The sequence below is a fragment of the Streptomyces sp. NPDC001904 genome (assembly GCF_040297005.1).
GTDB lineage: Bacteria > Actinomycetota > Actinomycetes > Streptomycetales > Streptomycetaceae > Streptomyces.
The window spans coordinates 1-25563 of the sequence record NZ_JBEOYI010000016.1; the positions used below are offsets into that span (position 1 = coordinate 1).

Genomic DNA, 25563 nt, shown 5'->3' on the forward strand with positions numbered 1-25563 from the left:
AAACGCCCGGTTACATTCCGAACCCGGAAGCTAAGCCTTACAGCGCCGATGGTACTGCAGGGGGGACCCTGTGGGAGAGTAGGACGCCGCCGAACAAATTTTGAGAAAAGCCCGGACCGGGAACGGTCCGGGCTTTTCTGCGTTTATGGAGTAAGGAATCCGTGGCCTCGTCTTCTGCAAGGCGAGGCCACGGAGGTTGATCAGAGGCGGCCGGCCGATTTCAGGGACAAGTAGGCGTCCGCCAGTGCGGGGGCCAGTTCCGAGGGGGTTGCGTCGACGACCGTGACGCCGTGGCGGGTGAGCTTTTCGGCGGTGCGGAAGCGCTCGGCTGTGGCCTGAGCCGCTGATGCCGCATCGTAGATCGCGTCTGTGGTGCCCCGGGCCGCCGCCATTGCCTCGATCGTCGGGTCGGCGACCGAGGCGACCACCACGGTGTGGCGTTTGGTGAGACCGGCGAGGACGGGGAGGAGGCCCTCCTCGACCGGGGCGGCCTCCAACGACGTCAGAAGAACGATGAGGGAGCGGCGGGGGGCCGTGTGGCGGGCCGTTGCCGTGAGGCCACGGGCGTCCGTCTCGATCAGCTCGGGTTCCAGTGGTGCCATGGCGTTGACCAGGGCCGGGAGGACGTCGCCCGCCGTGCGGCCCTGAACCAGGGCGCGGACGCGGCGGTCGTAGGCGAGCAGGTCGACGCGGTCGCCGGCGCGGGAGGCCAGGGCGCCCAGGAGAAGTGCGGCGTCCATCGAGGCGTCCAGGCGCGGGGCGTCGCCGACCCGGCCGGCGGACGTGCGGCCCGTGTCCAGGACCAGCAGGATGTGCCGGTCGCGTTCGGGGCGCCAGGTGCGTACGGCGACGGCGGACTGGCGGGCTGTTGCGCGCCAGTCGATGGAACGGGTGTCGTCGCCGGGCACGTACTCGCGGAGGCTGTCGAACTCGGTGCCCTCGCCCCTGGTCAACACGCTGGTGCGGCCGTCGAGTTCGCGGAGGCGGGCCAGCTTGGAGGGGAGATGCTTGCGGCTGTGGAACGGCGGCAGGACGCGGACCGTCCACGGGACGTCGTGCGTGCCCTGACGGGTGAACAGGCCGAGTGGCCCGTAGGAGCGGACCGTGACGCGGTCCGCCCGGCGGTCGCCCCTGCGGGTGGGCAGGAGGCGGGTGGTGACCCGGCGGCGTTCGCCCGGCGGAATCGTCACCCGGTGACGGGACGCGTCGTACTCCATGCCCTTGCGCCAGGTGCTGGGCGGCCAGGCGTCGCGGATCTGCGCGCGCAGTGGGCGCCGCCCGGGATTGGTGACCGTGAGCGTGACATCGGCCGGGTCCCCGAGACGTACGGACGTGTCGCCCGCGCGCGTGAGGCGCAGTGAGCGTACGGGGGCGGCCAGCGCGAAGTCGCAGGCGCAGGCCAGGGCCAGGGGAGCGTTGACGGCCAGGATGCCCGTCCAGCTCGGCTCCCAGATCCCGATGGGGAGGGAGCCGACGGCTGCGAGCAGGGCCGTGCGTCCGGTGAGGGCCATGTCGTCCGGTCTCTAACGGGGGACGGGGACGTGGGTGAGGATCGCGTTGATCACCGAGTCCGTGGTGACGCCTTCCATCTCCGCCTCCGGGCGCAGCTGCACGCGGTGGCGGAGCGTGGGCAGGGCGAGGGCTTTGACGTCGTCGGGGGTGACGTAGTCGCGGCCGGTCAGCCAGGCCCAGGCACGGGCCGTGGACAGCAGCGCCGTCGCGCCTCGCGGCGAGACGCCGAGCGTGAGGGACGGGGACTCGCGCGTCGCGCGGCAGATGTCGACGACGTACGCGGTGACCTCGGGGGAGATCGACGTCTTGGCCACCGCGGCGCGGGCCGTCTCCAGGTCGGCGGCCGTGGCCACCGGGCGCAGGCCGGCCGAGGCGAGGTCGCGCGGGTTGAAGCCGGACGCGTGGCGGGTGAGGACGTCGATCTCGTCCTGGCGGGTCGGAAGAGGAACGTTCAACTTGACGAGGAAGCGGTCCAGTTGGGCCTCGGGCAGCGGGTACGTGCCCTCGTACTCGACCGGGTTCTGGGTGGCGATCACCATGAAGGGGTCGGGGAGGGGACGCGGGGTGCCGTCGACCGTGATCTGGCGCTCTTCCATGGCCTCCAGGAGGGAGGACTGGGTCTTCGGCGGCGTGCGGTTGATCTCGTCCGCGAGGAGAAGGTTCGTGAACGCCGGGCCCGGCTGGAAGGAGAAGCGCGAGGTGTGGGTGTCGTAGACCAGGGAGCCCGTCACGTCGCTGGGCATGAGGTCCGGGGTGAACTGGACGCGCTTCGTGTCGAGTTCGAGGGACGCGGCCAGGGAGCGGACCAGGAGGGTCTTGGCGACGCCGGGGACGCCTTCGAGGAGGACGTGGCCCCGGCACAGCAGGGCCACGACCAGGCCCGTGACGGTGGGATCCTGGCCGACCACGGCCTTGGCGATCTCGGCGCGCAGGGCCTCCAGGGACGCCCGTGAGCTGCGGGGATCGGGTGTGGGCCCGGCGTTGTCAGTGGTCGGGTCCATCATGAATTCCGTACCTCTCTTTCGAGGGCGTCGAGGTGGTCGGCGAGGGCGATGAGTGCCGCGTCGGTCGTGGGGGGCGGACCGAAGAGGAGAGCGTGCAGGTCCTGGCCGGGCGTGGGGAGCCGGCGGGCCAGGGCCGGGAGGAAGGTCTCGGGCGTGTGGGCCTGGGAGACGGGGACGCCGATGAGGGGGGCGAGCTTGGTGCGGGTGGAGATACGCAGGGCGTTCGCCGCGCGGTCGCGGGCGTTGGCCTTGCGGTAGAGGCGGGCGCGGCCTTCGGCGGTCTCGGAGGCGCGGATCGCGACGGGGAGACGTTCGGGGACCAGGCGGCCCAGCCTGCGTGCGCGCCAGAGGGCGGCGAGGGCTGCCGCGACGAAGAGCTGGAGCGTGCCCCAGAGCCAGCCCTTGGGGATCAGGTCGAAGAAGCTGCGGTCGTTCTGCGCACCGGAGGCCGCGGATTCGTCGGAGAGGGAGGGGAGGTACCAGACCAGATGGGGACGGGTACCGAGGAGTTGGAGAGCGAGCGAGGCGTTGCCCTGCTTGTCGAGGCGGTCGTTGAGCAGGATGTCGGGGGCGCCGACGATCACGGTGTCGCCGTCGCCGGTGGCCGTGGGCAGGCGGAGCAGGGTGGGGACGCCGTCGCTCGGGTAGCAGGAGTCGGCTTCGGACGACGCCGTGTTGTAGCGCTCGCCGCCCGTGTCGGCCGTGCCCGCGCTGCGGGCCGCCGGCAGGGAGCAGTCGGGGGTGAGCGTCGTCTCCGTGCTGGTTCCGGGGTCCGCGGTGACCCCCGGGGCCAGCTCGGCGACCGACGCGGAGCTGGGGGCGACGAGGACCGTGCGGCCGCCGGACTCGGCGCCGGCCGCCTGGAGCCGGCTCTGCTGGTGGGCCGTCAGCAGGTCGGGGACGGCGACGAGCAGGGTGGTGTCCGCTCCGGTCGCGGCCCGGGCCTCGGCGGCCGTGGTGACCACACGGGTGTCGACGCCGCGCTCGGCGAGGAGTGCGGCGACGGCACGGCTGCCGTACTTGTCGGCGGAGCGCGGGTCGAGTTCGCCGTGCTTCTCGCCCGAGCGGACGGCCGCGGTGGCCACGGCGGCGGCCAGGAGGAGGACCAGGGCCAGGGCGATGCCCCGGGTGCGGGTCCACACCTGACGGACCGTGGGGGTGGTCGAGGTGCCCTCGGAGGGCGGTGGCGGAGCCCCGGGGAGGGTGGCCGTGCCGACCTGCTCGGGGGTGGTGGGGTCGGTCACCGTGCGGCCCCCGGGACGGCGAGGGACGGGGCGGTGTGTTCCGCCTCGGTGTCCAGGGCGGACAGGCGCTGGTACATCTCCGGGGTCGCGGAGCGGCCGCCGTACGTGACGTCGTCGAAGTCGCGGGCCGCCGCGCGGAGCCGGTCCGTGTGCTGCGGCAGGGCGCGGGAGGCCTCGGTCGCCGCCTCGTCGGCGGTGCGGCCGGGCCGTGGGTCGAGCAGGGCGCGCTCCTCCAGGGAGCGGACGAGGGCCCGCATCCGCTCCTGGACGGCCTGGTTCCAGTGGCCCTGGGCGGCGTGCGCCTCGGCGGCCGCCCGGTGCTCGGCGGCGCTGCGCGGGCGGTCGTCGAAGAGCCGGGCCGTGGAGGTGGGGGAGCGGCGCGGGGTGCCGAGCCGCCACCACAGCGCCGCCGTGACGGCGACGATCGCCAGCACGATCACGACCAGGCCGACGGCACCGCCCGGGGTGGCGCCGGACGCGGCGGAGAGCAGCTTGTCGATCCACTCCCAGAACTTGTTCAGGGCCCGCATGAACCAGCTCGGATCGTTCTGGTGGTACGCGGGCTTGGACAGCTCGTGCTCGGCCGCTTCCCGTGCCGGATCGCGCGAGATCGTCACCGGCGGCTCGTCGCCGCCGGCGCGCGTCAGCCGGACCGTCGCCATGAGCACTCCCCCGGGCGCGCTCACCGCATCAGCCCCCCGGGGTGGCGCCGGGGGCGGTCCCGTAGCCCTGAAGGCCCGCGGCGCGGGCGAGTTCGAGGTCGAGGGCCTCGCGGCGGATGCGCTGGTCGATGTAGAGCAGCACGGTGACGCCCGCGGTGATCGGGAAGGTGAGCGTGGAGCCGATCACCGAGCCGAGGCCGCTGATGATCAGGAAGGCCCAGCCCGAGTTGCCGGTGCTGTCGAGGAGGCCGACGCCGTTCCCGCTGACCGCCGCGGCGATGAAGGTGAAGGGGATCAGGATGATCGAGGAGACGATGTTGGTGATGATCGTCGCCAGGATCTGAATGCCGAACACCCGCCACCAGGAGCCGCGGACCAGCTTGACGGACCGGCTCATCGCCTTGCGGACCGTCTGCTTCTCCAGCATCAGCGCGGGCGAGGACAGCGAGAAGCGGACCATCAGCCAGATGGCGACGACGAAGCCCGCGATGCCGCCGATGATCGCGAGAGCGGCGCCCCCGTCGGACGAGCCGAAGATCGCGAGGAGGATGCCGGGGACGGTGCCCACGAAGACGGTCACCGCGGCGATCAGCGGGAGCAGCAGCGTCAGGCCGAGCAGCCTGAGGACCTGCGGACGGGCGTCGCGCCAGGCCTCGCCGGTGGTGACGGACGTGCCGAGGACCGCCCGGCTGGTGACGGTCGTGAGCAGCGCCGTGGCGATGATCGTGCCGAGCAGCGTGACCACGAGGACGACACCGGTGCCGATGAACAGCCCGCCCAGGGCGTTGAGGACCTCGCGGGGCGTGGCGTCCGGGTCGTCGAGCGCGGCGGCGGTCGACGCGTCGTTGAGGAAGAAGCCCTGGAGGAGGACCACGAGGAGTTCGGTGACCACGGCGACGGTCAGCGAGATGCCGAGGACGGTGCGCCAGTACGTGCGCATCGTCGACACCGCGCCGTCGAGGATCTCGCCGACGCCGAGCGGGCGCAGCGGGATGACACCGGGCTTGGCCGCGGCGGGCGGGCCGCCCCAGCCGCCCTGGCCCCAGCCGCCGCCCTGCGGAGGAGCGCCCCAGCCGCCGTGACCGGGAGCGCCGGGGCCCTGGCCCCAGCCGCCCTGCCCGGAACCCTGGCCGCCCCAGCCCTGGCCGGGAGCCGGCGGGGGCGGTGGCGGGGCCTGACCGGAGCCGGTGGGCCCGGAGGAGCCGGGGGCGCCGGAGGGAGCCGACCACTGCGCGGGCGGCGGCTGCTCCTTGGACCACTGGGGGCCCTGGCCCGCGGCATCCTGAGGAGCGGCGCCCTGGGCGTCGTCGTTCTGGCCCGTGCTCTGCCGGCCCTCGTCGTCGGGGCCGTCGGAGGGGGCAGATCCGGGCGAGGCCCAGCCCGGAGTGTCGTTCATCGTCGCTCCTTCAAGGTGCCCGTCCGCGGTCGCGGCGGCAGGTTGGCTGCCATCGTGCCATGGGGTGGGTTCGGCGTGACCTGGCCCCGTAGTGCCTTGACACCTTCAATTGTCGGGGCGGGGGAGGGCAGACTGGGCGGATGGCTGATCAGTACGCGCAATCAGGCGAGGACATACAGCTCAGCGAGGACATACAGCCCAAGACCATCGACGTACAGGCGATCCGCTGGGAGGAACCGGCGGAGGGGCCCGTTCTGGTGTTGCTCGACCAGACGCGCCTTCCGGCAGAAGAAGTCGAGCTCGTGTGCACGGATCCGCAGGCGCTGGTGCAGGCGATCCGGTCCCTGGCGGTGCGCGGAGCCCCGCTGCTCGGCATCACGGGGGCCTACGGTGTGGCGCTGGCCGCCGCTCGTGGATTCGACGTGCGGCAGGCCGCGGACGCCCTGGCGAGCGCACGGCCCACCGCGGTCAATCTGGCGTACGGCGTCCGCAGGGCCGAGACGGCGTACCGGACGGTGCTGGAGACCGGGGCGGGGGCGGCCGGCGAGGACGTCCGGGAGCGGGCCGCCGCGGCCGCGCTCGCCGCCGCGCGGGCGCTGCATCAGGAGGACGCCGCGGGGAGTGCCAGGATGGCGGAGCACGGGATGCGGCTGCTCGACGAGCTGCTGCCCGGCGGGAACCACCGGATCCTGACGCACTGCAACACCGGGGCCCTGGTCTCCGGCGGTGAGGGTACGGCGTTCGCGGTGGTGCGCGCCGCGCACCGTGCCGGGCGGCTGCGCCGGCTGTGGGTGGACGAGACCCGTCCCCTGTTGCAGGGGGCGCGGCTGACCGCGTACGAGGCCGCGCGCAGCGGGATGGCGTACACGCTGCTGACCGACAACGCGGCGGGTTCGCTGTTCGCCGCCGGTGAGGTGGACGCCGTGCTGATCGGCGCGGACCGGATCGCCGCCGACGGTTCGGTGGCGAACAAGGTGGGGAGCTATCCGCTCGCGGTTCTGGCGCGTTATCACCATGTGCCGTTCATCGTGGTGGCGCCGGTGACGACGGTGGACCTGGCGACTCCCGACGGGGCGTCCATCGAGGTGGAGCAGCGGCCCGGACATGAAGTGACGGAGCTCACGGCACCGCAGGTGCCGTTGGCGGGAGTGGAGGCGGGTGGCGGGATTCCGGTGGCACCGTTGGGAACGCAGGCGTACAACCCGGCGTTCGACGTGACACCGCCGGATTTGGTGACGGCGATCGTCACGGAGTGGGGCGCCCTGGCGCCTGTGACAGGTGAGGGCCTGAGTGAGCTGTGTTCCAGGTCACGCCAGGTAACGATGAGCTAATGGGATGATGTGGTCCATGAAGGGACGAGTCCTTGTCGTCGACGACGACACCGCACTGGCCGAGATGCTCGGCATTGTGCTGCGTGGTGAAGGTTTTGAGCCGTCGTTCGTAGCTGACGGCGACAAGGCGCTGGCCGCTTTCCGGGAGACCAAGCCCGATCTGGTTCTCCTCGACCTCATGCTGCCCGGTCGGGACGGCATCGAGGTCTGCCGCCTGATCCGGGCGGAGTCCGGAGTGCCGATCGTGATGCTCACGGCGAAGAGCGACACCGTCGATGTGGTGGTGGGGCTCGAATCGGGCGCCGACGACTACATCGTCAAGCCGTTCAAGCCGAAGGAGCTCGTGGCCCGTATCCGGGCGCGACTGCGGAGGTCCGAGGAGCCCGCGCCCGAGCAGCTGGCCATCGGTGACCTGGTCATCGACGTGGCCGGGCACTCGGTCAAGCGGGAGGGGCAGTCGATCGCGCTGACGCCGCTGGAGTTCGATCTCCTGGTGGCGCTGGCCCGCAAGCCGTGGCAGGTGTTCACCCGCGAGGTGCTGCTCGAGCAGGTGTGGGGCTACCGGCACGCGGCGGACACGCGCCTGGTCAATGTGCACGTGCAGCGGCTGCGCTCGAAGGTCGAGAAGGACCCCGAGCGGCCCGAGATCGTGGTGACCGTCCGCGGTGTCGGTTACAAGGCAGGGCCGAGCTGACATGTCCCGGAACAGTGCCGCTTCGGCGCCCGGGAAGCCGGGATCCCGCACGGAGCGGCCTGTGGGACAGCCGGCGGCCGGGCGGGTCCCCTGGACGCGCCGGGTGTTCGACGGCGGTCTGCTGCTCCAGGGCGGGATGAAGGGCAGTCCGGTTCTCCGGCTGTTCACCCGCTGGGTGCGGCGGCCGCTGCTGCCCGCGATGCGGCTGTGGCGGCGCAACATCCAGCTGAAGGTCGTCGTCACCACCCTGGTGATGTCGCTGGGTGTCGTGCTGCTGCTCGGCATCGTCGTCATCGGGTCCGTGAGCAACGGACTGCTGGACGCCAAGGTGAAGGCGTCGCAGAGCCAGGCCGAGGGCGGCTTCCGGGCCGCCAAGGACAAGGCGGACTCGACCACCACGAGGGCGCAGGACGGCGGGACCGACGACGGCCGCACCACCGTCGACGCCAACCAGTGGAAGAGCGACATCGTCACCCAGCTCTCCAGCGGCGGCAAGGGCGCCTTCGACGTCGTCACGCTCAGTTCCAGCGACGCCGACAGCGGCAACGGACGGGCCCCGCGCGGGTCCGGCAACGTGGAGCCGGTGCGCAGCGTGCCCGAGGAGCTGCGGGAGCGGGTCGACCGGATGACCGGTGCCTCCCAGGAGTACACGCGGATCATCGACAAGGACGGCCAGGACTCGCAGCCGGGCCTGGTCATCGGCAAGCGCCTCAACGACCCGTGGGGCAAGGCGTACCAGCTGTACTACCTCTTCCCGCTCACCCAGGAGGAGAAGTCCCTGGGTCTGGTGAAGGGGACGCTCGCGACGGCGGGGCTGTTCGTGGTCGTGCTGCTCGGGGCCATCGCCTGGCTCGTCGTGCGGCAGGTCGTGACGCCCGTGCGGATGGCGGCCGGAGTGGCCGAGCGGCTCTCCGCGGGCCGCCTTCAGGAACGTATGAAGGTCACCGGCGAGGACGACATCGCGCGCCTCGGCGAAGCCTTCAACAAGATGGCGCAGAACCTGCATCTGAAGATCCAGCAGCTGGAGGACCTGTCGCGGATGCAGCGGCGGTTCGTGTCGGACGTCAGCCATGAGCTGCGGACACCGCTGACGACCGTACGCATGGCCGCGGACGTCATCCACGAGGCGCGGGTCGACTTCGATCCGGTGACCGCGCGGTCCGCGGAGCTGCTCGCCGATCAGCTGGACCGGTTCGAGTCGCTGCTCGCGGACCTGCTGGAGATCAGCCGGTTCGACGCGGGGGCCGCCGCGCTGGAGGCCGAGCCGGTCGACCTGCGCGAGGTCGTGCGCCGGGTCGTCAGCGGTGCCGAGCCGCTCGCCGAGCGCAAGGGCACGCAGGTGCGGGTCGTCGGTGACGATCAGCCGGTGGTCGCCGAGGCGGACGCCCGGCGGGTGGAGCGCGTACTGCGCAATCTCGTGGTGAACGCCGTGGAGCACGGCGAGGGCAGGGACGTCGTGGTGCGGCTGGCCGCCGCCGGCGGCGCCGTCGCCGTCGCGGTGCGCGACTACGGGGTCGGGCTCAAGCCGGGCGAGGCGACCCGGGTGTTCAGCCGTTTCTGGCGAGCCGATCCGGCCCGCGCGCGGACGACGGGCGGCACCGGTCTCGGCCTGTCGATCGCCCTGGAGGACGCGCGGCTGCACGGTGGCTGGCTGCAGGCGTGGGGGGAGCCGGGCGGTGGTTCGCAGTTCCGGCTGACGTTGCCGCGGACGGCGGACGAGCCGTTGCGCGGGTCGCCGATACCGCTGGAGCCGGAGGACTCCCGGCGCGGCCGGGACCAGGGCGACGGCGGCGCGCAGGACAGGAAGCTCGCGACGGTGCCCGCCCAGGCGCCGTCCGGCTCGGCGCAGGCCCCGATGGCGCCGCGGATGCGGCAGGCCGCGGTGCCCGCCGACCCCACGGCGCTGCCGGGCAGCGGCGCGCGCGTGGTCGCGCGGGGCGCGGGCACGGCCGGCGGGACGATGAGCGTGCCGCGGCAGCCGGGCGAGGGCACCTACGGGACCGGCGAGGTGGGTCCGGTGGAGGCCGATGGGCCCGGGCCGGGCCCAGGCACGCCGTGGCGGACAGACACCGTCGGCGGCCGCCGCGGTGGACCGGCGGAGCGTGACGAGGGGAGCGACGGCGGTCGTGGATGAGCAGCGGGCGTCGCGTCGGCGGCGCGGAGTGCGGGGCGGTGTGCTGGCCGCATGCGGCGCCGTCGTCCTCGCCGGGTGTGCGTCGATGCCGGACAGCGGCGGACTGCAGTCGGTGGAGGCGTCGCAGCGACCGGACTCCCCGGTGCGCGTCTTCGCGCTGCCCCCGCGGGACAACGCGGGGGCCAGGGCCATCGTCGACGGCTTCCTGGAGGCACTGACCAGCGACGACCCCTCGTACGCGATGGCCCGCAAGTATCTGACGTCCAAGGCGGCGAAGAACTGGCATCCCGAGCGGGAGACCGTCGTGCTCGCGGACGGTCCCAGCCCGCGTCCGACGGACCGGGCGGATGCGGGGGAGGACGGGCGCAACTTCGAGCTGGTCGGGACCCGGGTCGCCAGCCTCGACGACCAGCAGGCATACCAGCCGGACGACCGCCGTTACGAGGGACACCTGCATCTGAGCCTGGTCGCGACCGCCAAGGGCAAGCCGAAGCAGTGGCGGATCGACACCCCGCCCGAGGGCGTCGTCCTGGGCAAGACCGACTTCCAGCGGATCTACCAGTCCGTCAACAAGTACTACTACGCGGTGGATTCCACGGGGACGTCCGGTGACGAGGGCGGTCAGAAGCGGCTCGTCGCCGACCCCGTCTTCGTACGGAAGTGGGCGGACCCGCTGACGGAGACCGTCAAGGAAGTGCTCGCGGGGCCCACGCGCTGGCTGAACCGCGTGGTGACGACGTCGTTCCCGCTGAAGGCGGGACTGCGCGACGGGACGAAGTCGCTGACTCCCGACGATGCGAACAAGCTGACGGTGCCGCTGAACAGGAGCGCCGACGCGATCGGTTCGGCGCAGTGCAAGAAGATGGCGGCCCAGATCCTCTACTCGCTGCGGGACCTGGCGTCGTCCAGCGTGGAGGAGGTCGAACTGGAGCGCTCCGACGGCCGTTTGATGTGCACCCTCGCGAAGGGCGCGGCCGACGCGCTGGTGGCGCCGCGGTACTCCGAGGCGACCGAGTACCAGTACTTCCTGGACGACAAGGGCCGCGTCGTGCGGATGCCGGCCACCGCCGGTTCCCACGAGAAGCCCGAGCAGGTGGCGGGGCCGATGGGCGAGGGCGAGCGCCGCATGCGCTCCATCGCGGTCTCGCGCGACCAGGAGCGGGTGGCGGCGGTGTCGGGCGACGGGCGTTCGCTGTACGTGGCGTCCATGGTCACCAATGCCTCGCTCGGGGACGCGCTCGCCCACAGCGGCGCCAAGGCCGAGAAGGACGGGTTCACGACGCCCAGTTGGGACGCGCAGGGCGACCTGTGGGTCGCCGACCGTGATCCGAAGAACCGGCGCCTGCTCGTGTTCGGCCAGGGCATGGCCGACCGGATGCAGGAGGTCCGGGTCGATGAGCTCGGTGACGACGCCGAGATCGAGGCCGTGAAGATGTCCGGCGACGGCGCGCGCATCGCCCTGCTCGTCCACGAGGACGGCACGACGCGGCTCCGGATCGGCCGCGTGGAGCGGGACCACGGCGCGACCGGTGGCGACGTCGAGATCTCCGTGGCCGACCTGCGGCCGGCCGCGCCGGAGATGGAAGAGGTCACCGCCGTGTCCTGGGCGGGCGGCAGCCGGCTCGTGGTGGTCGGCCGGGAGTCCGGCGGACTCCAGCAGATCCGGTACGTGCAGTGCGACGGCTCGACCCCGACCGGCCAGGCGCTGCCGGGGCTGACGCGGGTGAGCGAGATCGCGGCGGCCGACACGGATCTGCCTCTGCTGGCGCACTCCGACGACGGGGTCGTGCGGCTGCCCGCCGGGGCCGCGTGGCAGTCCGTGCTGAAGGACGGGACGGCGCCGGTCTACCCGGGTTAGGGGCTGCTTCCACCCGCGCGTTCCCCGGCGGCGGCACCGTCGCCGGGCAGGGCCGCCGAGTTGTCCACAGGCAGTTGTCCACAGGGGTGGCCGCGCGGCGCGCGTGTTGGCACAGTGGTGGGCATGCGGGGGTGGTGGCAGGACCTCTCCGACTTGGTGCTGCCGGCCCAGTGCGCAGGCTGCGGCAGGTCGCGTACGCCGCTGTGCGCGAGGTGCGCACAGGCGGTGCGTGGTGCCGGCGCGGGCCGGGTGAGGCCCCGGCCGATGCCGCCGGGGCTGCCCGTCGTGCACGCCGCGGCGCCCTACGAGGGACCGGTGCGGGCCGTGCTGCTCGCGCACAAGGAGCGGGGCGCGCTGGGTCTTGCCCGGCCGCTGGGCGAGGCGCTGGCCGGTGCGGTGCGGGCCGGGCTCCCCGCGGGCGGTGCGGGCGCCGTGGGTCTGGTGCCGGTGCCGTCCGCGCCCTGGGCGGTGCGGGCGCGCGGGCACGATCCGACGCGGCGCCTCGCGTACGCGGCGGCGGCCGGGCTGCGCCGGGAGGGCGTCGCGGTCCGGGTGCTCGCCGTGCTGCGGCAGCGGCGCGCCGTGGCCGATCAGTCGGGGCTCGACGCACGGCAGCGCCGGGCCAATGTGTCCGGCGCGCTGGACGTGGTCGGCGGTGTGGCCGGGCTGCTCACGGAAGTTGGCCGGATCGTGCTGGTCGACGACCTCATGACGACGGGCGCGTCTTTGGCGGAGGCGGCGCGCGCAATACACGCGGTGACGCGTTCCGCGCCGGCGCCGGGAGAAGGCGCGACGGGTCCCGGAATGGCAGGACCGATCACGCTGGGGGCAGCCGTGGTCTCCGCATCTCCGGATTCCTTCGAAATAAACCGGAACTGACCGGGGATCTGCATCGTTGCAGGTAGAGAGAGGATTGATCCACCTGAATGGAGGTACGCGTCAGTAGAGGGTGACGACATCCGTCCGGGCGAGATATGTTCAGTTGTGAGGAACTCGGCAGGAATGACAGAAGCCGTACCTCGCATATCGGAATGCCGCGCGTGCCATTGCGCAGAGATTTCGACAATCACCCGTCACGGTGGGGTGGAGATCTCGTCCGCGGGGGAGGAGGAGGTGGAAGTCACCGAGTCCGAGGCTCCGGGAGTGGCCGGAGTCGTGTGCAAGAGGGAGATGCTCCGCCGAGCGAGCGGAGTTATCCGGGAACGGAGTTCTGCGTGGACATCGTCGTCAAGGGCCGCAAGACCGAGGTACCGGAGCGGTTCCGCAAGCACGTGGCCGACAAGCTGAACCTGGAGAAGATCCAGAAGCTCGACGGCAAGGTGATCAGCCTCGACGTCGAGGTGTCCAAGGAGCCCAACCCCCGTCAGGCCGACCGCTGCGACCGCGTGGAGATCACGCTGCGTACGCGGGGTCCGGTGATCCGGGCCGAGGCGTCGGCGAACGATCCGTACGCGGCGCTCGACCTCGCCACGGAGAAGCTCGACGCGCGGCTGCGCAAGCAGCACGACAAGCGTTCGTCGCGGCGCGGCACGAAGCGGATCTCGGCCGCCGAGGTCGCCGAGCACGTTCCGGACGCCGCCACGCTCAACGGGGACGGCACGATCGCCAAGGACGACACCGAGGACGACGCCGTACCGACCACCAGGATCGGATCGCTCGAGGTGCAGGGCGAAGGCCCGCTCATCGTGCGCGAGAAGACCCACGTCGCCGCACCCATGACGCTCGATCAGGCGCTCTACGAGATGGAGCTGGTCGGGCACGACTTCTATCTGTTCGTCGACTCCGACACCAAGGAACCGAGCGTGGTCTACCGACGCCACGCCTACGACTACGGCGTCATCCACCTCAACAGTGACCCCATGGTCGCCGACGTGCGCAGCGCCGACGCGGGGGACGCGATCGGCGGCTGAGTCCGCCCGGTCCTCCCGTTGACGGACCGGTCCGTCGGCAGGCTGTCCGAAAATCCACTCATCCGGTGCCCCTGGAGTGTGCGTGCGCCCCCGGGGGCACCCTTGTGCGACCCCCTGGTGCACCGCTCCGCCGACGCGCGGACGCCGCGGCATGAAATCATGGCCGTGCCGGGTCAACCGGTGGGCCGGTGCCTCGGGTTGGCCCGGCACAGGAAGACGGGGCCACGGCCTTCAGGGGGAGGAACGATGGCGGACAGCTTCGGACCGATGCGGGGCGAGGGCGCCGGCGCGGCCGATGGCGGCGCCGGCACGGGCCCGGACGAGGGCTCTCCACGCAAGGAGCCGATCCGGGTCCTTGTGGTGGACGATCACGCGCTGTTCCGGCGCGGCCTGGAGATCGTCCTCGCGGCCGAGGAGGACATCCAGGTCGTCGGCGAGGCGGGCGACGGCGCCGAGGCGGTGGACAAGGCGGCCGACCTGCTGCCGGACATCGTGCTCATGGACGTCCGGATGCCCAAGCGCGGCGGCATCGAGGCGTGCACCTCCATCAAGGAAGTAGCACCCAGCGCCAAAATCATCATGCTCACGATCAGTGATGAGGAAGCGGATCTCTATGACGCGATCAAGGCGGGCGCGACGGGATATCTGCTGAAGGAGATCTCGACCGACGAGGTGGCCACGGCCATTCGCGCCGTCGCCGACGGGCAGTCGCAGATCAGCCCCTCCATGGCGTCGAAGCTGCTCACCGAATTCAAGTCGATGATCCAGCGCACCGACGAGCGCCGCCTGGTGCCCGCGCCCCGGCTCACCGACCGCGAGCTGGAAGTGCTCAAACTGGTCGCCACCGGGATGAACAACCGTGACATCGCCAAGGAACTGTTCATCTCGGAGAACACCGTGAAGAACCATGTGCGCAACATCCTGGAGAAGCTGCAGCTGCACTCCAGGATGGAGGCCGTGGTGTACGCGATGCGGGAGAAGATTCTCGAGATCCGCTGATGCGGGATCCGGCCGGGTGCCGGGTGCCGGGCGTCTCAGTCGAGGGCTCTGATGAGCTCCTGCTTCAGGGCCGCGTCCGTCATGCGCTCCACCCGGATGCTGTCGCAGCCCACCCAGCTCGCCGCCTCGCGCAGCGCCTGGGCCACCCCCGGGACCGCCTTCGGGCCGTCGAGGGAGACCTGCCGGGCGACCAGGGTGGTGCCCTCGCGCGCCGGGTCGACCCGGCCCACCAGATGGCCGCCCGCCAGCACCGGCATCGCGAAGTAGCCGTGGATCCGCTTGGGCTTGGGCACGTACGCCTCCAGACGGTGCGTGAAGCCGAAGATCCGCTCCGCGCGCGCCCGCTCCCAGACCAGCGAGTCGAACGGGGACAGCAGCGTCGTGCGGTGCCGGCCCCGGGGCGTCGACGCCAGCGCCGCCGGGTCGGCCCAGGCCGGCTTCGCCCAGCCCTCGACCGTCACCGGGACCAGACCGGTCTCCTCGATCACCGCGTCGAACTGCTCGTTCCTCAGCCGGTGGTAGTCGGCGATGTCCGAGCGGGTGCCGACGCCGAGCGCCTGGCCGGCCTGGACGATCAGGCGGCGCACGCACTCCTTGTCGTCCAGGTCGTCGTGGAGCAGCTCCGCGGGGATCGCCCGCTCCGCCAGGTCGTAGACCCGCTTCCAGCCGCGGCGCTCGACGCAGACCACCTCGCCGTACATCAGGGCGCGCTCGACGGCGACCTTCGCGTCCGACCAGTCCCACCACTCGCCCTTGTTCTTCGCGCCGCCCAGCTCCGTGGCGGTCAGCGGGCCCTCGGCGCGCAGCTGCTTGATCACCTGGTCGTAGGCGCCGTCGGGGAGGTGGTGGTTCCAGTGCGGGCGGTTGCGGTAGGCACGGCGGCGGAAGGCGAAGTGCGGCCACTCCTCGATGGGGAGGATGCAGGCGGCGTGGGACCAGTACTCGAAGGCGTGGGTCTGCGTCCAGTAGGCCTGCTCCACCTTCGTGCGGCCCACCGCGCCCAGGCGGGCGTACGGGATCAGTTCGTGGGAGCGGGCCAGGACCGAGATCGTGTCGAGCTGGACCGCGCCGAGGCGGCGCAGGACTCCGCGGACGCCTGCGGCGCGGTTCGGGGCGCCGAGGAAGCCCTGGGCGCGCAGGGTGATGCGGCGGGCCTCCGCGGCGGAGAGGGCGACGGGGTGGCGGGCGGGCGTGGGGTGCTGCGGCGCGGTCGTCGGCATGACCGGAACGATAGGGGGCGGCGCTGACAATCGCGGCCGGTGTCGAGGCCTGGCCCGGGCCGTGGGTGCCGCTCCGGGCCGTGGGCCGGGCCGAACGGGGCGCCTGCCCGGCGCCGGGGTGCCGCCTTGCCCACCCTGCCGCCATTGGCGGCAGATTGCCCAAGGTTTGGGGCGGGAGGTTGGCCAAGGCTTGGGCGGGGTGGCTAGGCGGGGCGGGCCGGGAGGTAGGGGAGGGGGCCCGGGAGCAGCAGGTCCGAGGGGAGGAGGGAGGCCACCCAGCAGTCGCGGAGGACCCCCTTGTTCGGGAGGCCCGCGCGCAGGACGCCCTCCACGGTGAAACCGGCCTTCTCGGCGACGGCGCGCGAGCCCTTGTTGCCCACCTCGGCCCGCCATTCCAGACGGGTGCAGGCGAGCTCGGTGAACGCCCAGCGGGCCACCCCGAGGACCGCCTCCGTCATGTAGCCGCGGCCGCGGAACTCCTTGGCGGTCCAGAAACCCACTTCCCAGGCGCCCGCGCGCGGGTGGTGCAGCCCGACGGCGGCGGCGATCGGGCCGTTCTCCTCGGCCCGGACCGCGAAGGTGTACTCGGCGTCGCTGCGCCAGCCGTCCGCGACCACGCGGTCGATGAAATATTCGGCGTCCACACGCGCGTAGGGGGACGGAATCGTGGTCCAGCGCTGGATGTCCGGGTCCTGGCAGGCGGCGTGGACCTCGTCGGCGTCGGCGGGGACGAAGGTGCGCAGTCGCAGACGGGCGGTGGTCAGCGTCACGGGTTCCATCACCCGATTCTGCTCGGGGCGAGAAGGACGCACCATCACTTTTCGTGGGGTATACCGGCACCTTCCGAGGCGCCTGTGCGTTGGACCTGATGGCAGACCTCCCGGCGCGGTGGGGTCCTCGCATACGATGGCCGTTGCTCAGGCTGTCGCCCGAGTAACCGACCGTGCCAGGCCCGACCGGCAAGGAGACCAACCCTCGTGTCCGTCCTCCAGAAGATCATGCGTGCAGGCGAAGGCAAGATCCTGCGCAAGCTGCACCGCATCGCGGACCAGGTCAACTCCATCGAAGAGGACTTCGAGAGCCTCTCCGACGCCGAGCTGCGCGCGCTTACGGACGAGTACAAGCAGCGCATCGAGGACGGCGAGACCCTCGACGACCTGCTGCCCGAGGCGTTCGCGACCGTCCGCGAGGCCGCCCGGCGCGTCCTGGGCCAGCGCCACTACGACGTACAGCTGATGGGCGGCGCCGCCCTCCACCTCGGCTATGTCGCCGAGATGAAGACCGGTGAGGGCAAGACCCTCGTCGGCACGCTGCCGACCTATCTGAACGCGCTGTCCGGCAAGGGCGTCCACCTGATCACGGTGAACGACTACCTGGCCGAGCGCGACTCCGAGATGATGGGCCGCGTCCACAAGTTCCTGGGCCTCACCGTGGGCTGCATCCTGGCGAACATGACGCCGGCGCAGCGCCGTGAGATGTACAACTGCGACATCACCTACGGAACGAACAACGAGTTCGGTTTCGACTACCTCCGCGACAACATGGCGTGGTCCCAGGACGAGCTCGTCCAGCGCGGCCACAACTTCGCGGTGGTCGACGAGGTCGACTCCATCCTCGTCGACGAGGCCCGTACGCCGCTGATCATCTCCGGTCCGGCGGACCAGGCCACGAAGTGGTACGGCGACTTCGCCAAGCTGGTGACCCGCCTCACCAAGGGCGAGGCCGGCAACACCATGAAGGGCATCGAGGAGACCGGCGACTACGAGGTCGACGAGAAGAAGCGCACCGTCGCCATCCACGAGCCGGGCGTCTCCAAGGTCGAGGACTGGCTGGGCATCGACAACCTGTACGAGTCGGTGAACACCCCGCTCGTGGGTTACCTGAACAACGCCATCAAGGCCAAGGAACTCTTCAAGAAGGACAAGGACTACGTCGTCATCGACGGCGAAGTCATGATCGTCGACGAGCACACCGGCCGTATCCTCGCGGGCCGCCGTTACAACGAGGGCATGCACCAGGCGATCGAGGCGAAGGAAGGGGTGGACATCAAGGACGAGAACCAGACCCTTGCGACCATCACCCTCCAGAACTTCTTCCGCCTCTACGACAAGCTCTCCGGCATGACCGGTACGGCGATGACCGAGGCCGCCGAGTTCCACCAGATCTACAAGCTGGGCGTCGTCCCGATCCCGACGAACCGGCCGATGGTCCGCAAGGACCAGGCGGACCTGATCTACCGCACCGAGGTCGCCAAGTTCGACGCGGTCGTCGACGACATCGCGGAGAAGCACGAGAAGGGCCAGCCGATCCTCGTCGGCACGACGTCGGTCGAGAAGTCCGAGTACCTCTCGCAGCAGCTCTCCAAGCGCGGCATCCAGCACGAGGTGCTCAACGCCAAGCAGCACGACCGTGAGGCGACGATCGTCGCGCAGGCCGGCCGCAAGGGCGCCGTCACCGTCGCCACGAACATGGCCGGCCGCGGTACGGACATCAAGCTCGGCGGCAACCCCGACGACCTCGCCGAGGCCGAGCTGCGCCAGACGGGCCTCGACCCGGTCGAGCACGTCGAGGAGTGGGCCGCGGCGCTGCCCGCCGCCCTGGAGAAGGCCGAGCAGGCCGTCAAGGCCGAGTTCGAAGAGGTCAAGGACCTCGGCGGGCTCTACGTGCTGGGCACCGAGCGGCACGAGTCGCGGCGCATCGACAACCAGCTGCGCGGTCGTTCCGGCCGTCAGGGCGACCCGGGCGAGTCCCGCTTCTACCTGTCGCTCGGCGACGACCTCATGCGCCTGTTCAAGGCCCAGATGGTCGAGCGCGTGATGTCGATGGCGAACGTGCCGGACGACGTCCCGATCGAGAACAAGATGGTCACGCGGGCCATCGCCTCCGCCCAGTCGCAGGTCGAGCAGCAGAACTTCGAGACGCGCAAGAACGTCCTGAAGTACGACGAGGTGCTCAACCGCCAGCGCGAGGTCATCTACGGCGAGCGCCGCCGCGTCCTGGAGGGCGAGGACCTGCACGAGCAGGTGCAGCACTTCATGGACGACACCATCGACGCGTACATCGACGCCGAGACCGCCGAGGGCTTCGCCGAGGACTGGGACCTCGACCGGCTGTGGGGTGCCTTCAAGCAGCTCTACCCGATCAAGGTGACGGTGGAGGAGCTGGAGGACGAGGCCGGGGACCGTGCCGGGCTCACCGCCGAGTTCATCGGCGACGCCGTCAAGGACGACATCCACGCGCAGTACCAGGAGCGCGAGGAGCAGCTCGGCTCCGAGATCATGCGTGAGCTGGAGCGCCGGGTCGTCCTCAGCGTGCTGGACCGCAAGTGGCGCGAGCACCTCTACGAGATGGACTACCTCCAGGAGGGCATCGGCCTGCGCGCCATGGCGCAGAAGGACCCGCTGGTCGAGTACCAGCGCGAGGGCTTCGACATGTTCACCGCCATGATGGAGGGCATCAAGGAGGAGTCCGTCGGCTACCTGTTCAACCTGGAGGTCCAGGTCGAGCAGCAGGTCGAGGAGGTCCCGGTGGAGGACGCCGAGCCCACCACGTCCCTGGACAAGGAGGACGCGGTCCCGGCTCAGGTCCGTCCGGAGATCCGGGCCAAGGGGCTCGACGCTCCGCAGCGGCCCGACCGGCTGCACTTCCAGGCGCCGAACGCGGAGGGCGGGGTCGACGAGGGCGACTTCGTGACCGAGGGCGGGCCCACCCGGTCCTCCGCCGACGGCCTGACGCGGGCCGAGCGCCGCAAGCAGCAGAAGGGGCGGCGTCGCAAGAAGTGACGTTGTTCTCCTGAAGGGCCGGGCACCTCTGGGTGTCCGGCCCTTCGTGCTGCCGGGACAAGGGTTCTCGCGCCCTTCACGGGGCTTCCGGCTCGCGCGGGGTCCGGCCGTCCAGGTCCACCGCCGTGCAGCGCCAGCGGAGGTCCTCGGCGCGGGTCAGGCGGAAGGCCAGGGCGTGCAGGCGCGGGCCCACCGTGATGCGGGCGAAGACCTCGTAGGTGCCGGAGGCGGGTTCGTCGTGGCCGATGTCGTGGACCTTCGCCCGGGGGCCCGTGCGGGCCAGCGGGCGGTGGGCCAGGAGCCAGAGCAGGTCCTCGAAGGCGTGGTCCCGGGTGTGCCGGGCGAACCAGACCGCGGGGCGGTGTCCGGTCAGGACCAGCAGGAGCAGGTCCGTGAAGTGTTCGGCGGGGTGCGGCGGCGCCTGCGGCCGCACCCGGGGCGCGGCCGGCCGCCGGGTGTCCCGGCGGGTGGGGGGACGGCTGTTCCGCCGGGGGCCTCGCCTGGAAAGCACCTTCTGCACGTCGCCTCCTGATACCGGTCGGTAACTCTTCGTGATCACCTTCTACGAGGTCGGTGAGCGACCCCGCAAGGGACGGAGCAATGCGGTGGAGGGCGGCGGGGGATTCACTTATCCGGGTGACGGCGGGGTGCGCGAGGCCGATGGGGCGGGGGTGGCGCCGGGTGAAGCGGCGGAGCCGGGGTGACAGGGGGGAGCGAGGTGGGCGGCAGCCCGAAGGGGGACTCCCGCACGTATCCTGAAGGCCTCCGGGACGATCACCGACGACTACGAAAGCGGACCGTCATGCGCGTGTACGTACCTCTCTCCCTGCCGCGACTCGCTCAGGCGTACCAGGCGGGCGAGCTGGGACCCGCGCCGCTCACCGCCTACGCCGTCACGCCCGCGCTGCGCGAGTGGTACCTGTCGGACGACATCGAGGAGCTGGAGTACGCCGCGCTGAACCGGGCGGGGCTCGCCTCCCTGCGGCTGCTCGCGGGGGAGCCGGACGCGGCGCGGCGGCGGGTCGTCGTCGCCGTGGACGTCGCCGACCGGGCCGCCGTCGCCGATCCCGACCGCGGGCTCGACCCCGCCGCGCTCGGTGAGGTCACCGTGCGCGAGGTCGTGCCGCTGGCCAAGGCCGCCGCGGTGCACGTGGACGCCGACGATGCCGAGGCCGATGTCGCGGCCGCCGCCGACGCGCTGGGCGCGGCCGATCACGGTGACGACGACGCGCAGTTCGTCGTGGACGGCGCCGAGGACCACGAGCTGCTGTGGTTCGCGACGCAGGAGATCCCGAACCTGGTCGGTCAGGGCGACTGAGTCGGGGCCCGTCCGTGCGGGGTACGTTTCCGGCATGGGGAAGCACATAGCCGGGGGCCCGTTCGGTCCGTCCGCGGGACACATCGTCTGGGACTGGAACGGGACGCTGTTCCACGACACCGACGCCGTCATCCAGGCCACCAACGCCGCGTTCGCCGAGCTCGGGATCGCGCCGATCACGCTGGAGAGATACCGGGCGCTGTACTGCGTACCGGTTCCGAAGTTCTACGAGCGGCTGATGGGCCGGCTGCCCACCGAGGCCGAGTGGCTCGTCATGGACGAGGTCTTCCACCGGCACTACGCGAGCCACTCCGTGGCCTGCCGGCTCGCCGACGGGGTGGAGCCGCTGCTCGCCGGGTGGCAGGACGCCGGGGGCAGCCAGTCCATTCTCAGCATGTTCACGCACGAGGAACTGGTGCCGCTGGTGCGGCAGTTCGGGATCGCCGAGCGTTTCGTACGGGTGGACGGGCGGGTGGGGCCCTCCGGGGGGAGCAAGGCCGAGCACATGGTGCGGCATCTGGCGGCGCTCGAGCAGTCGTCCGGGGTCGCGCCCGAGCAGGTCGTCGTCATCGGGGACGCGGCCGATGACGCGGTGGCGGCTCTCACCGCCGGGGCGCGGGCTGTGCTGTACACCGGGGGGTCGCACGGGAGGGCCAGTCTCGAGGGGGTCGGGGCGCCGGTGGTGGATTCGCTGGCGGAGGCCGTGCGGGTCGCTTCCGCGGGGTAGTCGGTTCGGGGCGCGGTCGGTGGGGGTTCGCGCAGTTCCCCGCGCCCCCAGGGGTTTCTCGCGCCGTTCCCCGCACCCCTGGGGTGCGCACTTCGTGCGGCGTCTCAGGCGCTTCCTCTCACGCTCCGCTTGTGGGTGCGTACGCTTGGTGTGTGTCGGGAGACAGTGGGGGGAGCGGGGTATGGGGTTTGGGTTCGGGCAGCGGCGGGGTGGTCAGCTTCCGGTCGAGGTGACTCCGTTCGTCGGGCGGGCGGCCGAACTCGCCCGGATGCGGGCCGCGTTCGCCGCCGCCAGGCTCGTGACGCTCGTGGGGCCCGGGGGTGTGGGCAAGAGCCGTACGGCGTTGCGGGGTGCGGCGGAGCTCGCGGGCGGGTTTCCGGACGGGGTGGTGCTCGTCGAGCTGAGCGCGCTGCGCGATCCCGAGCTGATTCCGGTGACGCTCGCCGCGGTGCTCGAACTGCCCGAGCAGGTGGGGATGGAGCCGCTGGACGCGGTCGTCGCCCATCTGCAGGGCCGGCGGATGCTCGTCGTCCTCGACACGTGCGAGCACCTGGTCGACGCGTGCGCCATGCTCGCCGACGTGCTGCTGCGGGAGGCGGCCGGGGTGCAGGTGCTGGCCACCAGCAGACAGCCGCTCGACGTGCCCGGCGAGCACTGCGTCTCCCTCGCGCCGCTGGAGCCGGACGACGCCCTGGAGCTGTTCGTGCAGCGGGCCGCCGCGGTGGTCCCCGGGTTCGCCGTGCACGACGGCAACCGGGAGCAGCTGGCGGCGCTGGCGAAACGGCTGGACGGGATTCCGCTCGCCCTGGAGCTGGCCGCCGTGCGGCTGCGGGCGGTCTCCCTGGAGCAGTTGGTGGAGCGGCTCGGGCAGCGGTTCGAGGTGCTGACCGGGGGCCGGCGGACCGCGCTGACCCGGCACCAGACGCTGCGTACGGCCATCGGCTGGTCCCACGAGCTGTGCACGCCGCGCGAGCGGCTGCTGTGGGCGCGTCTTTCGGTCTTCGCCGGGTCCTTCGAGCTGCGGGCCGCCGAACACGTCTGCGCGGGAGGGGAGTTGTCCGCCGGTGACGTGCTGGAGTGCCTCATCGGGCTCGTCGACAAGTCCGTCGTGCAGCGGCTCGGAGTGGACGGCAGCCGCTACCGGCTGCTCGACACCATCCGCGAGTACGGCGCCGAATGGCTGGTGGAGTCCGGCCGCGCGGACACCGTGCGGGCCCGGCACTTCGCGTACTACCAGGAGCTCGGGCAGCGCTACTGGGACGAGTTCCTGACCCCGGCGCAGCCCGTCCTGCACCGGGCGCTGCGCACCGAGAGCGCCGATGTGCGGTGCGCGCTCGACCACGCGTACGGCTCGGCCGAGCTGGCGCCGCAGGGGCTGTGGCTGGCCTCGCTGCTCGGACCGTACTGGCGGGCGCTCGGCGCGCTCTCCGAGGGGCGGTACTGGATCGAGAAGGGGCTCGCGCTCGCCGGCGAGGCGGGTGAGGAGCAGGCCTGGGGGCGGTTCATGATCGCCCTGTTCTCGGTGTGGACCGGTGATCTGCCGAGCGCGCTCGAACTGTTCCACCGCGCGCTCCAGGCCGCCCGGGACGCGGGCGACGACCGCGTCGAGCTGTTCTGCGACGCGTATCTCGGCGGCCTCGGCGCGCTGTGCGGCGAGCCGGACGGGCTGACCGCGCTGGAGGACGCCCGGCGGCGGATCCTGGCGCGCGGCGACGGGCTCGGCACCGCCGTCATCCACTACGAGGGCGCGCTGGTGCTCGGCGTGCTCGGCGACACGGAGGCCGCCCTGGAGTGGTGCCGTACCGGGCTCGCCTATCTGGAGGGCACCGGGGAGCGGCAGATGTACGCCTCGACGCTCACCGTGCAGGGGCTGCTCCTGTGGCTCTCCGGGCAGCGCGAGGCGGCCGTCGGGCTGGTGGGGCGGGCCCTGGAGGCCGCCGCGGAGATCGACGAGATCCTGGTCGCCGCCATGTGCTGCCTGATGCTCGCCTGGTCCGCGTCGGCCGAGGACCGGCACGTGCGGGCGACCTGGCTGCTCGGATACGCGGAGAACGCGCGGCGGCTCGGCGGCGGTGACCCGGTCGGCATGCTGCCGTCGCTCTTCGACGAGCAGGAGGCCGTGCGGGCCGGGTTGCGGCGGGCGCTGGGCGACGCCGACTACGAGCGGTGGCACGCCGTCGGGGCGCGGCTCTCCGGGGCGCAGGTGCTGGCCGCCGTGCGCGAGGGGGCCGATGTGCCCGGGGACCGGGTGCCCGCGGCGCGGGGGGCCGGGGTGGACGCGCTGACCCGGCGGGAGCGGGAGGTGGCCGCGCTGGTGGCGCAGGGGTTGTCCAATCGCGAGATCGCGGAGCAGCTGGTGATCTCGAAGCGGACGGCCGATGCGCACGTGGAGCATATTTTGGCGAAGTTGGGGGTGGGGTCGCGGACGGAGGTCGCCGCGATTGCCTCCGGCGGGGAGCGGGTGGAGAGTTCGGGGGGTTGACCGGGAGGGGTGCGTCGTCGGGTGGCCGTCGGTGGGGCTTCTCGCGCAGTTCCCCGCGCCCCTTACGGGGCTTCTCGTGCAGGTCCCCGCGGTCCTTGCGGGGCTTGTTCTAGGTATACGGAGATCCGGTCGTTCCCTCACATGCGTATACCGGTCTCCCGGGATACCGATGCCGTCGGGTGGCGGGCGCCGGTTAGCTGGGGGTGTGCCGTGGTTTCCCCGGGAGGAAGCGGTGCGGTGGAGCGTCGGGCAGTGAGGGGTCACTCCCCGCGGCTGTCGTGGCAACGGCTCTCCGTCGTGGCGCCCGGGTGCGGTGCACCTCGGTGGCTGCCCTCGTCGGCGGGGCAGCCACCGCACAGGAACGCGGCCGGGGTCAGACCGCCGGGGCCTTCGCGCGCAGGACCGTCAGGAACTCCCGCATCCAGGCCGAGTGGTCCGGCCAGGCGCGGGACGAGACGAGCGTGCCGTCGACGACCGCCTCGGCGTCCTGGAAGGTGGCGCCCGCGGACTGCATGTCGATCTCCAGCGCCGGGTACGCCGTGACGCGGCGACCGCGCAGCCCGTCCACCGCCGCCGTCAGGAGCGGGCCGTGGCAGATCTGGGCGACCGGCTTGTCGGTGTCGAAGAACGCCTTGACGATCTTGCGCAGCTCGGCGTCGCCGCGCAGGTACTCGGGCGCGCGGCCGCCCGGGATCACCAGGGCGGCGTACTGGCCCGGGTCGACCTCGGCGAAGGCCAGGTCGGCGGGCCAGGTGTAGCCCGGCTTCTCCGTGTACGTGTCGAAGCCGGGCTCGAAGTCGTGGATCACGAAGCGGAGCGTCTTGCGGGTGGGGGCCGCGATGTGGACCTCGTAGCCCTCCTCGCGCAGCCGCTGGTACGGGTAGAGGACCTCCAGCGACTCCGCCGCGTCGCCGGTCACGATCAGGATCTTGAGTGCCATCGGTCACACGCTCCCGGGTCGGTCGTGGGCGGTGCGGGCCGGATCCACCGCCGTGCCCACGGTGCCGCCGCCCGGGACTCCTGACAAGAGGCGCCGTTCTGTGCAGAGTGTCAAAGTTCGGCCACCGGATTTGTACACATGCGGCTCATGACGGGCCCCCGGTCGGGAGCGATAGCCTTGGTCCCGTGATCAGCGCGATATCTCGCGGGGGCATCGTCGCCCCCTGCCCGCGCCGGGAGAAGACGGACCGCCACAGCGGCCGCCCCCGGCGCTCGGACGCTGATCATTTCCGGCGGATGGCCAGTTCGTTGAAAATGGCGCATTACCGTCCGCTCTTCTCCCAATCCGGC

At 71.9% G+C, this 25563-nt stretch carries 20 protein-coding genes and 1 rRNA gene; 12 read left to right on the top strand and 9 right to left on the bottom strand.

All coding sequences use genetic code 11. The features are described from left to right. Positions 1–95 (top strand): 5S ribosomal RNA (gene rrf / locus ABT127_RS23950); the annotation flags it as partial. Positions 96–200: 105 nt separating this feature from the next. Here the strand turns inward: rrf and ABT127_RS23955 are convergent. Genes ABT127_RS23955 through ABT127_RS23975 form a run of 5 tightly spaced genes read right to left on the bottom strand, consistent with a single transcriptional unit; the run spans position 201 to position 5818 of the window. Beyond that, positions 201–1511 (bottom strand): DUF58 domain-containing protein, encoded by a 1311-nt coding sequence (locus tag ABT127_RS23955; RefSeq protein WP_351453581.1) that lies wholly within the window; start codon positions 1509–1511, stop codon positions 201–203. 12 nt (positions 1512–1523) lie between these two features. Then, positions 1524–2513, bottom strand: a complete 990-nt coding sequence (locus tag ABT127_RS23960; RefSeq protein ID WP_351453943.1) for an AAA family ATPase — start codon at positions 2511–2513, stop codon at positions 1524–1526. After that, positions 2513–3760 (bottom strand): DUF4350 domain-containing protein, encoded by a 1248-nt coding sequence (locus tag ABT127_RS23965; protein ID WP_502971766.1) that lies wholly within the window; start codon positions 3758–3760, stop codon positions 2513–2515. Before ABT127_RS23965 ends, ABT127_RS23960 begins: the two co-directional genes overlap by 1 nt. After that, entirely contained in the window at positions 3757–4422 is a 666-nt protein-coding gene (locus ABT127_RS23970; protein WP_351453583.1) for a DUF4129 domain-containing protein, read from the bottom strand. The genes ABT127_RS23965 and ABT127_RS23970 overlap by 4 nt, the downstream gene beginning before the upstream one ends. A 28-nt stretch (positions 4423–4450) precedes the next feature. Then, complete coding sequence (locus tag ABT127_RS23975) at positions 4451–5818, bottom strand: DUF7847 domain-containing protein (RefSeq protein ID WP_351453586.1); 1368 nt, start codon at positions 5816–5818, stop codon at positions 4451–4453. Between the two features lie 140 nt (positions 5819–5958). On the opposite strand from ABT127_RS23975, the gene mtnA reads away from it, so the two are divergent. The 7 genes from mtnA (at position 5959) to ABT127_RS24010 (ending at position 14744) form a co-directional block, all read left to right on the top strand. Then, positions 5959–7149: an S-methyl-5-thioribose-1-phosphate isomerase gene (mtnA, locus tag ABT127_RS23980; RefSeq protein WP_351453589.1), complete on the top strand. Its 1191-nt coding sequence runs from the start codon at positions 5959–5961 to the stop codon at positions 7147–7149. Positions 7150–7153: 4 nt separating this feature from the next. Next, entirely contained in the window at positions 7154–7843 is a 690-nt protein-coding gene (mtrA, locus tag ABT127_RS23985) for a two-component system response regulator MtrA (protein WP_018529990.1), read from the top strand. A 1-nt stretch (position 7844) separates the two neighbouring features. Next, positions 7845–9977 (top strand): MtrAB system histidine kinase MtrB, encoded by a 2133-nt coding sequence (gene mtrB, locus ABT127_RS23990; RefSeq protein ID WP_351453593.1) that lies wholly within the window; start codon positions 7845–7847, stop codon positions 9975–9977. 85 nt (positions 9978–10062) lie between these two features. After that, positions 10063–11835 carry an LpqB family beta-propeller domain-containing protein gene (locus ABT127_RS23995; RefSeq protein WP_351453948.1) on the top strand — a complete coding sequence of 591 codons (1773 nt, stop codon included), beginning with the start codon at positions 10063–10065 and terminating at the stop codon, positions 11833–11835. Between the two features lie 123 nt (positions 11836–11958). Beyond that, the gene (locus tag ABT127_RS24000) at positions 11959–12714 is read left to right on the top strand and encodes a ComF family protein (RefSeq protein ID WP_351453596.1); all 756 of its coding nucleotides are present in this window, start codon (positions 11959–11961) and stop codon (positions 12712–12714) included. A 335-nt stretch (positions 12715–13049) separates the two neighbouring features. After that, entirely contained in the window at positions 13050–13745 is a 696-nt protein-coding gene (gene hpf / locus ABT127_RS24005) for a ribosome hibernation-promoting factor, HPF/YfiA family (RefSeq protein WP_502971767.1), read from the top strand. A gap of 246 nt (positions 13746–13991) precedes the next feature. Continuing rightward, the gene (locus tag ABT127_RS24010) at positions 13992–14744 is read left to right on the top strand and encodes a response regulator (protein WP_351453602.1); all 753 of its coding nucleotides are present in this window, start codon (positions 13992–13994) and stop codon (positions 14742–14744) included. A 35-nt stretch (positions 14745–14779) separates the two neighbouring features. Here the strand turns inward: ABT127_RS24010 and ABT127_RS24015 are convergent, their stop codons facing one another. Together ABT127_RS24015 and ABT127_RS24020 are read right to left on the bottom strand one after the other, a co-directional pair. Next, a complete protein-coding gene (locus tag ABT127_RS24015; protein ID WP_351453605.1) occupies positions 14780–15964 on the bottom strand; it encodes a winged helix-turn-helix domain-containing protein in 1185 nt (394 codons plus the stop codon). 203 nt (positions 15965–16167) lie between these two features. Beyond that, positions 16168–16743, bottom strand: a complete 576-nt coding sequence (locus ABT127_RS24020; RefSeq protein WP_351453608.1) for a GNAT family N-acetyltransferase — start codon at positions 16741–16743, stop codon at positions 16168–16170. Positions 16744–16941: 198 nt separating this feature from the next. Between ABT127_RS24020 and secA the strand changes: the two genes are divergently transcribed. Further along, positions 16942–19746, top strand: coding sequence for a preprotein translocase subunit SecA (gene secA / locus ABT127_RS24025; protein WP_351453610.1), 2805 nt, complete (start codon positions 16942–16944; stop codon positions 19744–19746). A gap of 76 nt (positions 19747–19822) precedes the next feature. Here secA and ABT127_RS24030 read toward each other — a convergent pair whose 3' ends face one another. Further along, positions 19823–20266 carry an Rv3235 family protein gene (locus ABT127_RS24030; protein ID WP_351453613.1) on the bottom strand — a complete coding sequence of 148 codons (444 nt, stop codon included), beginning with the start codon at positions 20264–20266 and terminating at the stop codon, positions 19823–19825. Between the two features lie 282 nt (positions 20267–20548). On the opposite strand from ABT127_RS24030, the gene ABT127_RS24035 reads away from it, so the two are divergent. The 3 genes from ABT127_RS24035 to ABT127_RS24045 all read left to right on the top strand — a co-directional run bounded on the left by ABT127_RS24035 (position 20549) and on the right by ABT127_RS24045 (position 24273). Then, positions 20549–21064 (top strand): DUF6912 family protein, encoded by a 516-nt coding sequence (locus tag ABT127_RS24035; RefSeq protein ID WP_351453616.1) that lies wholly within the window; start codon positions 20549–20551, stop codon positions 21062–21064. A 34-nt stretch (positions 21065–21098) separates the two neighbouring features. Further along, the gene (locus ABT127_RS24040; RefSeq protein WP_351453619.1) at positions 21099–21791 is read left to right on the top strand and encodes an HAD family hydrolase; all 693 of its coding nucleotides are present in this window, start codon (positions 21099–21101) and stop codon (positions 21789–21791) included. Between the two features lie 181 nt (positions 21792–21972). Continuing rightward, positions 21973–24273: an ATP-binding protein gene (locus ABT127_RS24045; protein WP_351453622.1), complete on the top strand. Its 2301-nt coding sequence runs from the start codon at positions 21973–21975 to the stop codon at positions 24271–24273. Between the two features lie 373 nt (positions 24274–24646). Here the strand turns inward: ABT127_RS24045 and ABT127_RS24050 are convergent, their stop codons facing one another. Then, a complete protein-coding gene (locus ABT127_RS24050) occupies positions 24647–25213 on the bottom strand; it encodes a DJ-1/PfpI family protein (protein ID WP_351453625.1) in 567 nt (188 codons plus the stop codon). Between the last annotated feature and the right edge of the window lie 350 nt (positions 25214–25563).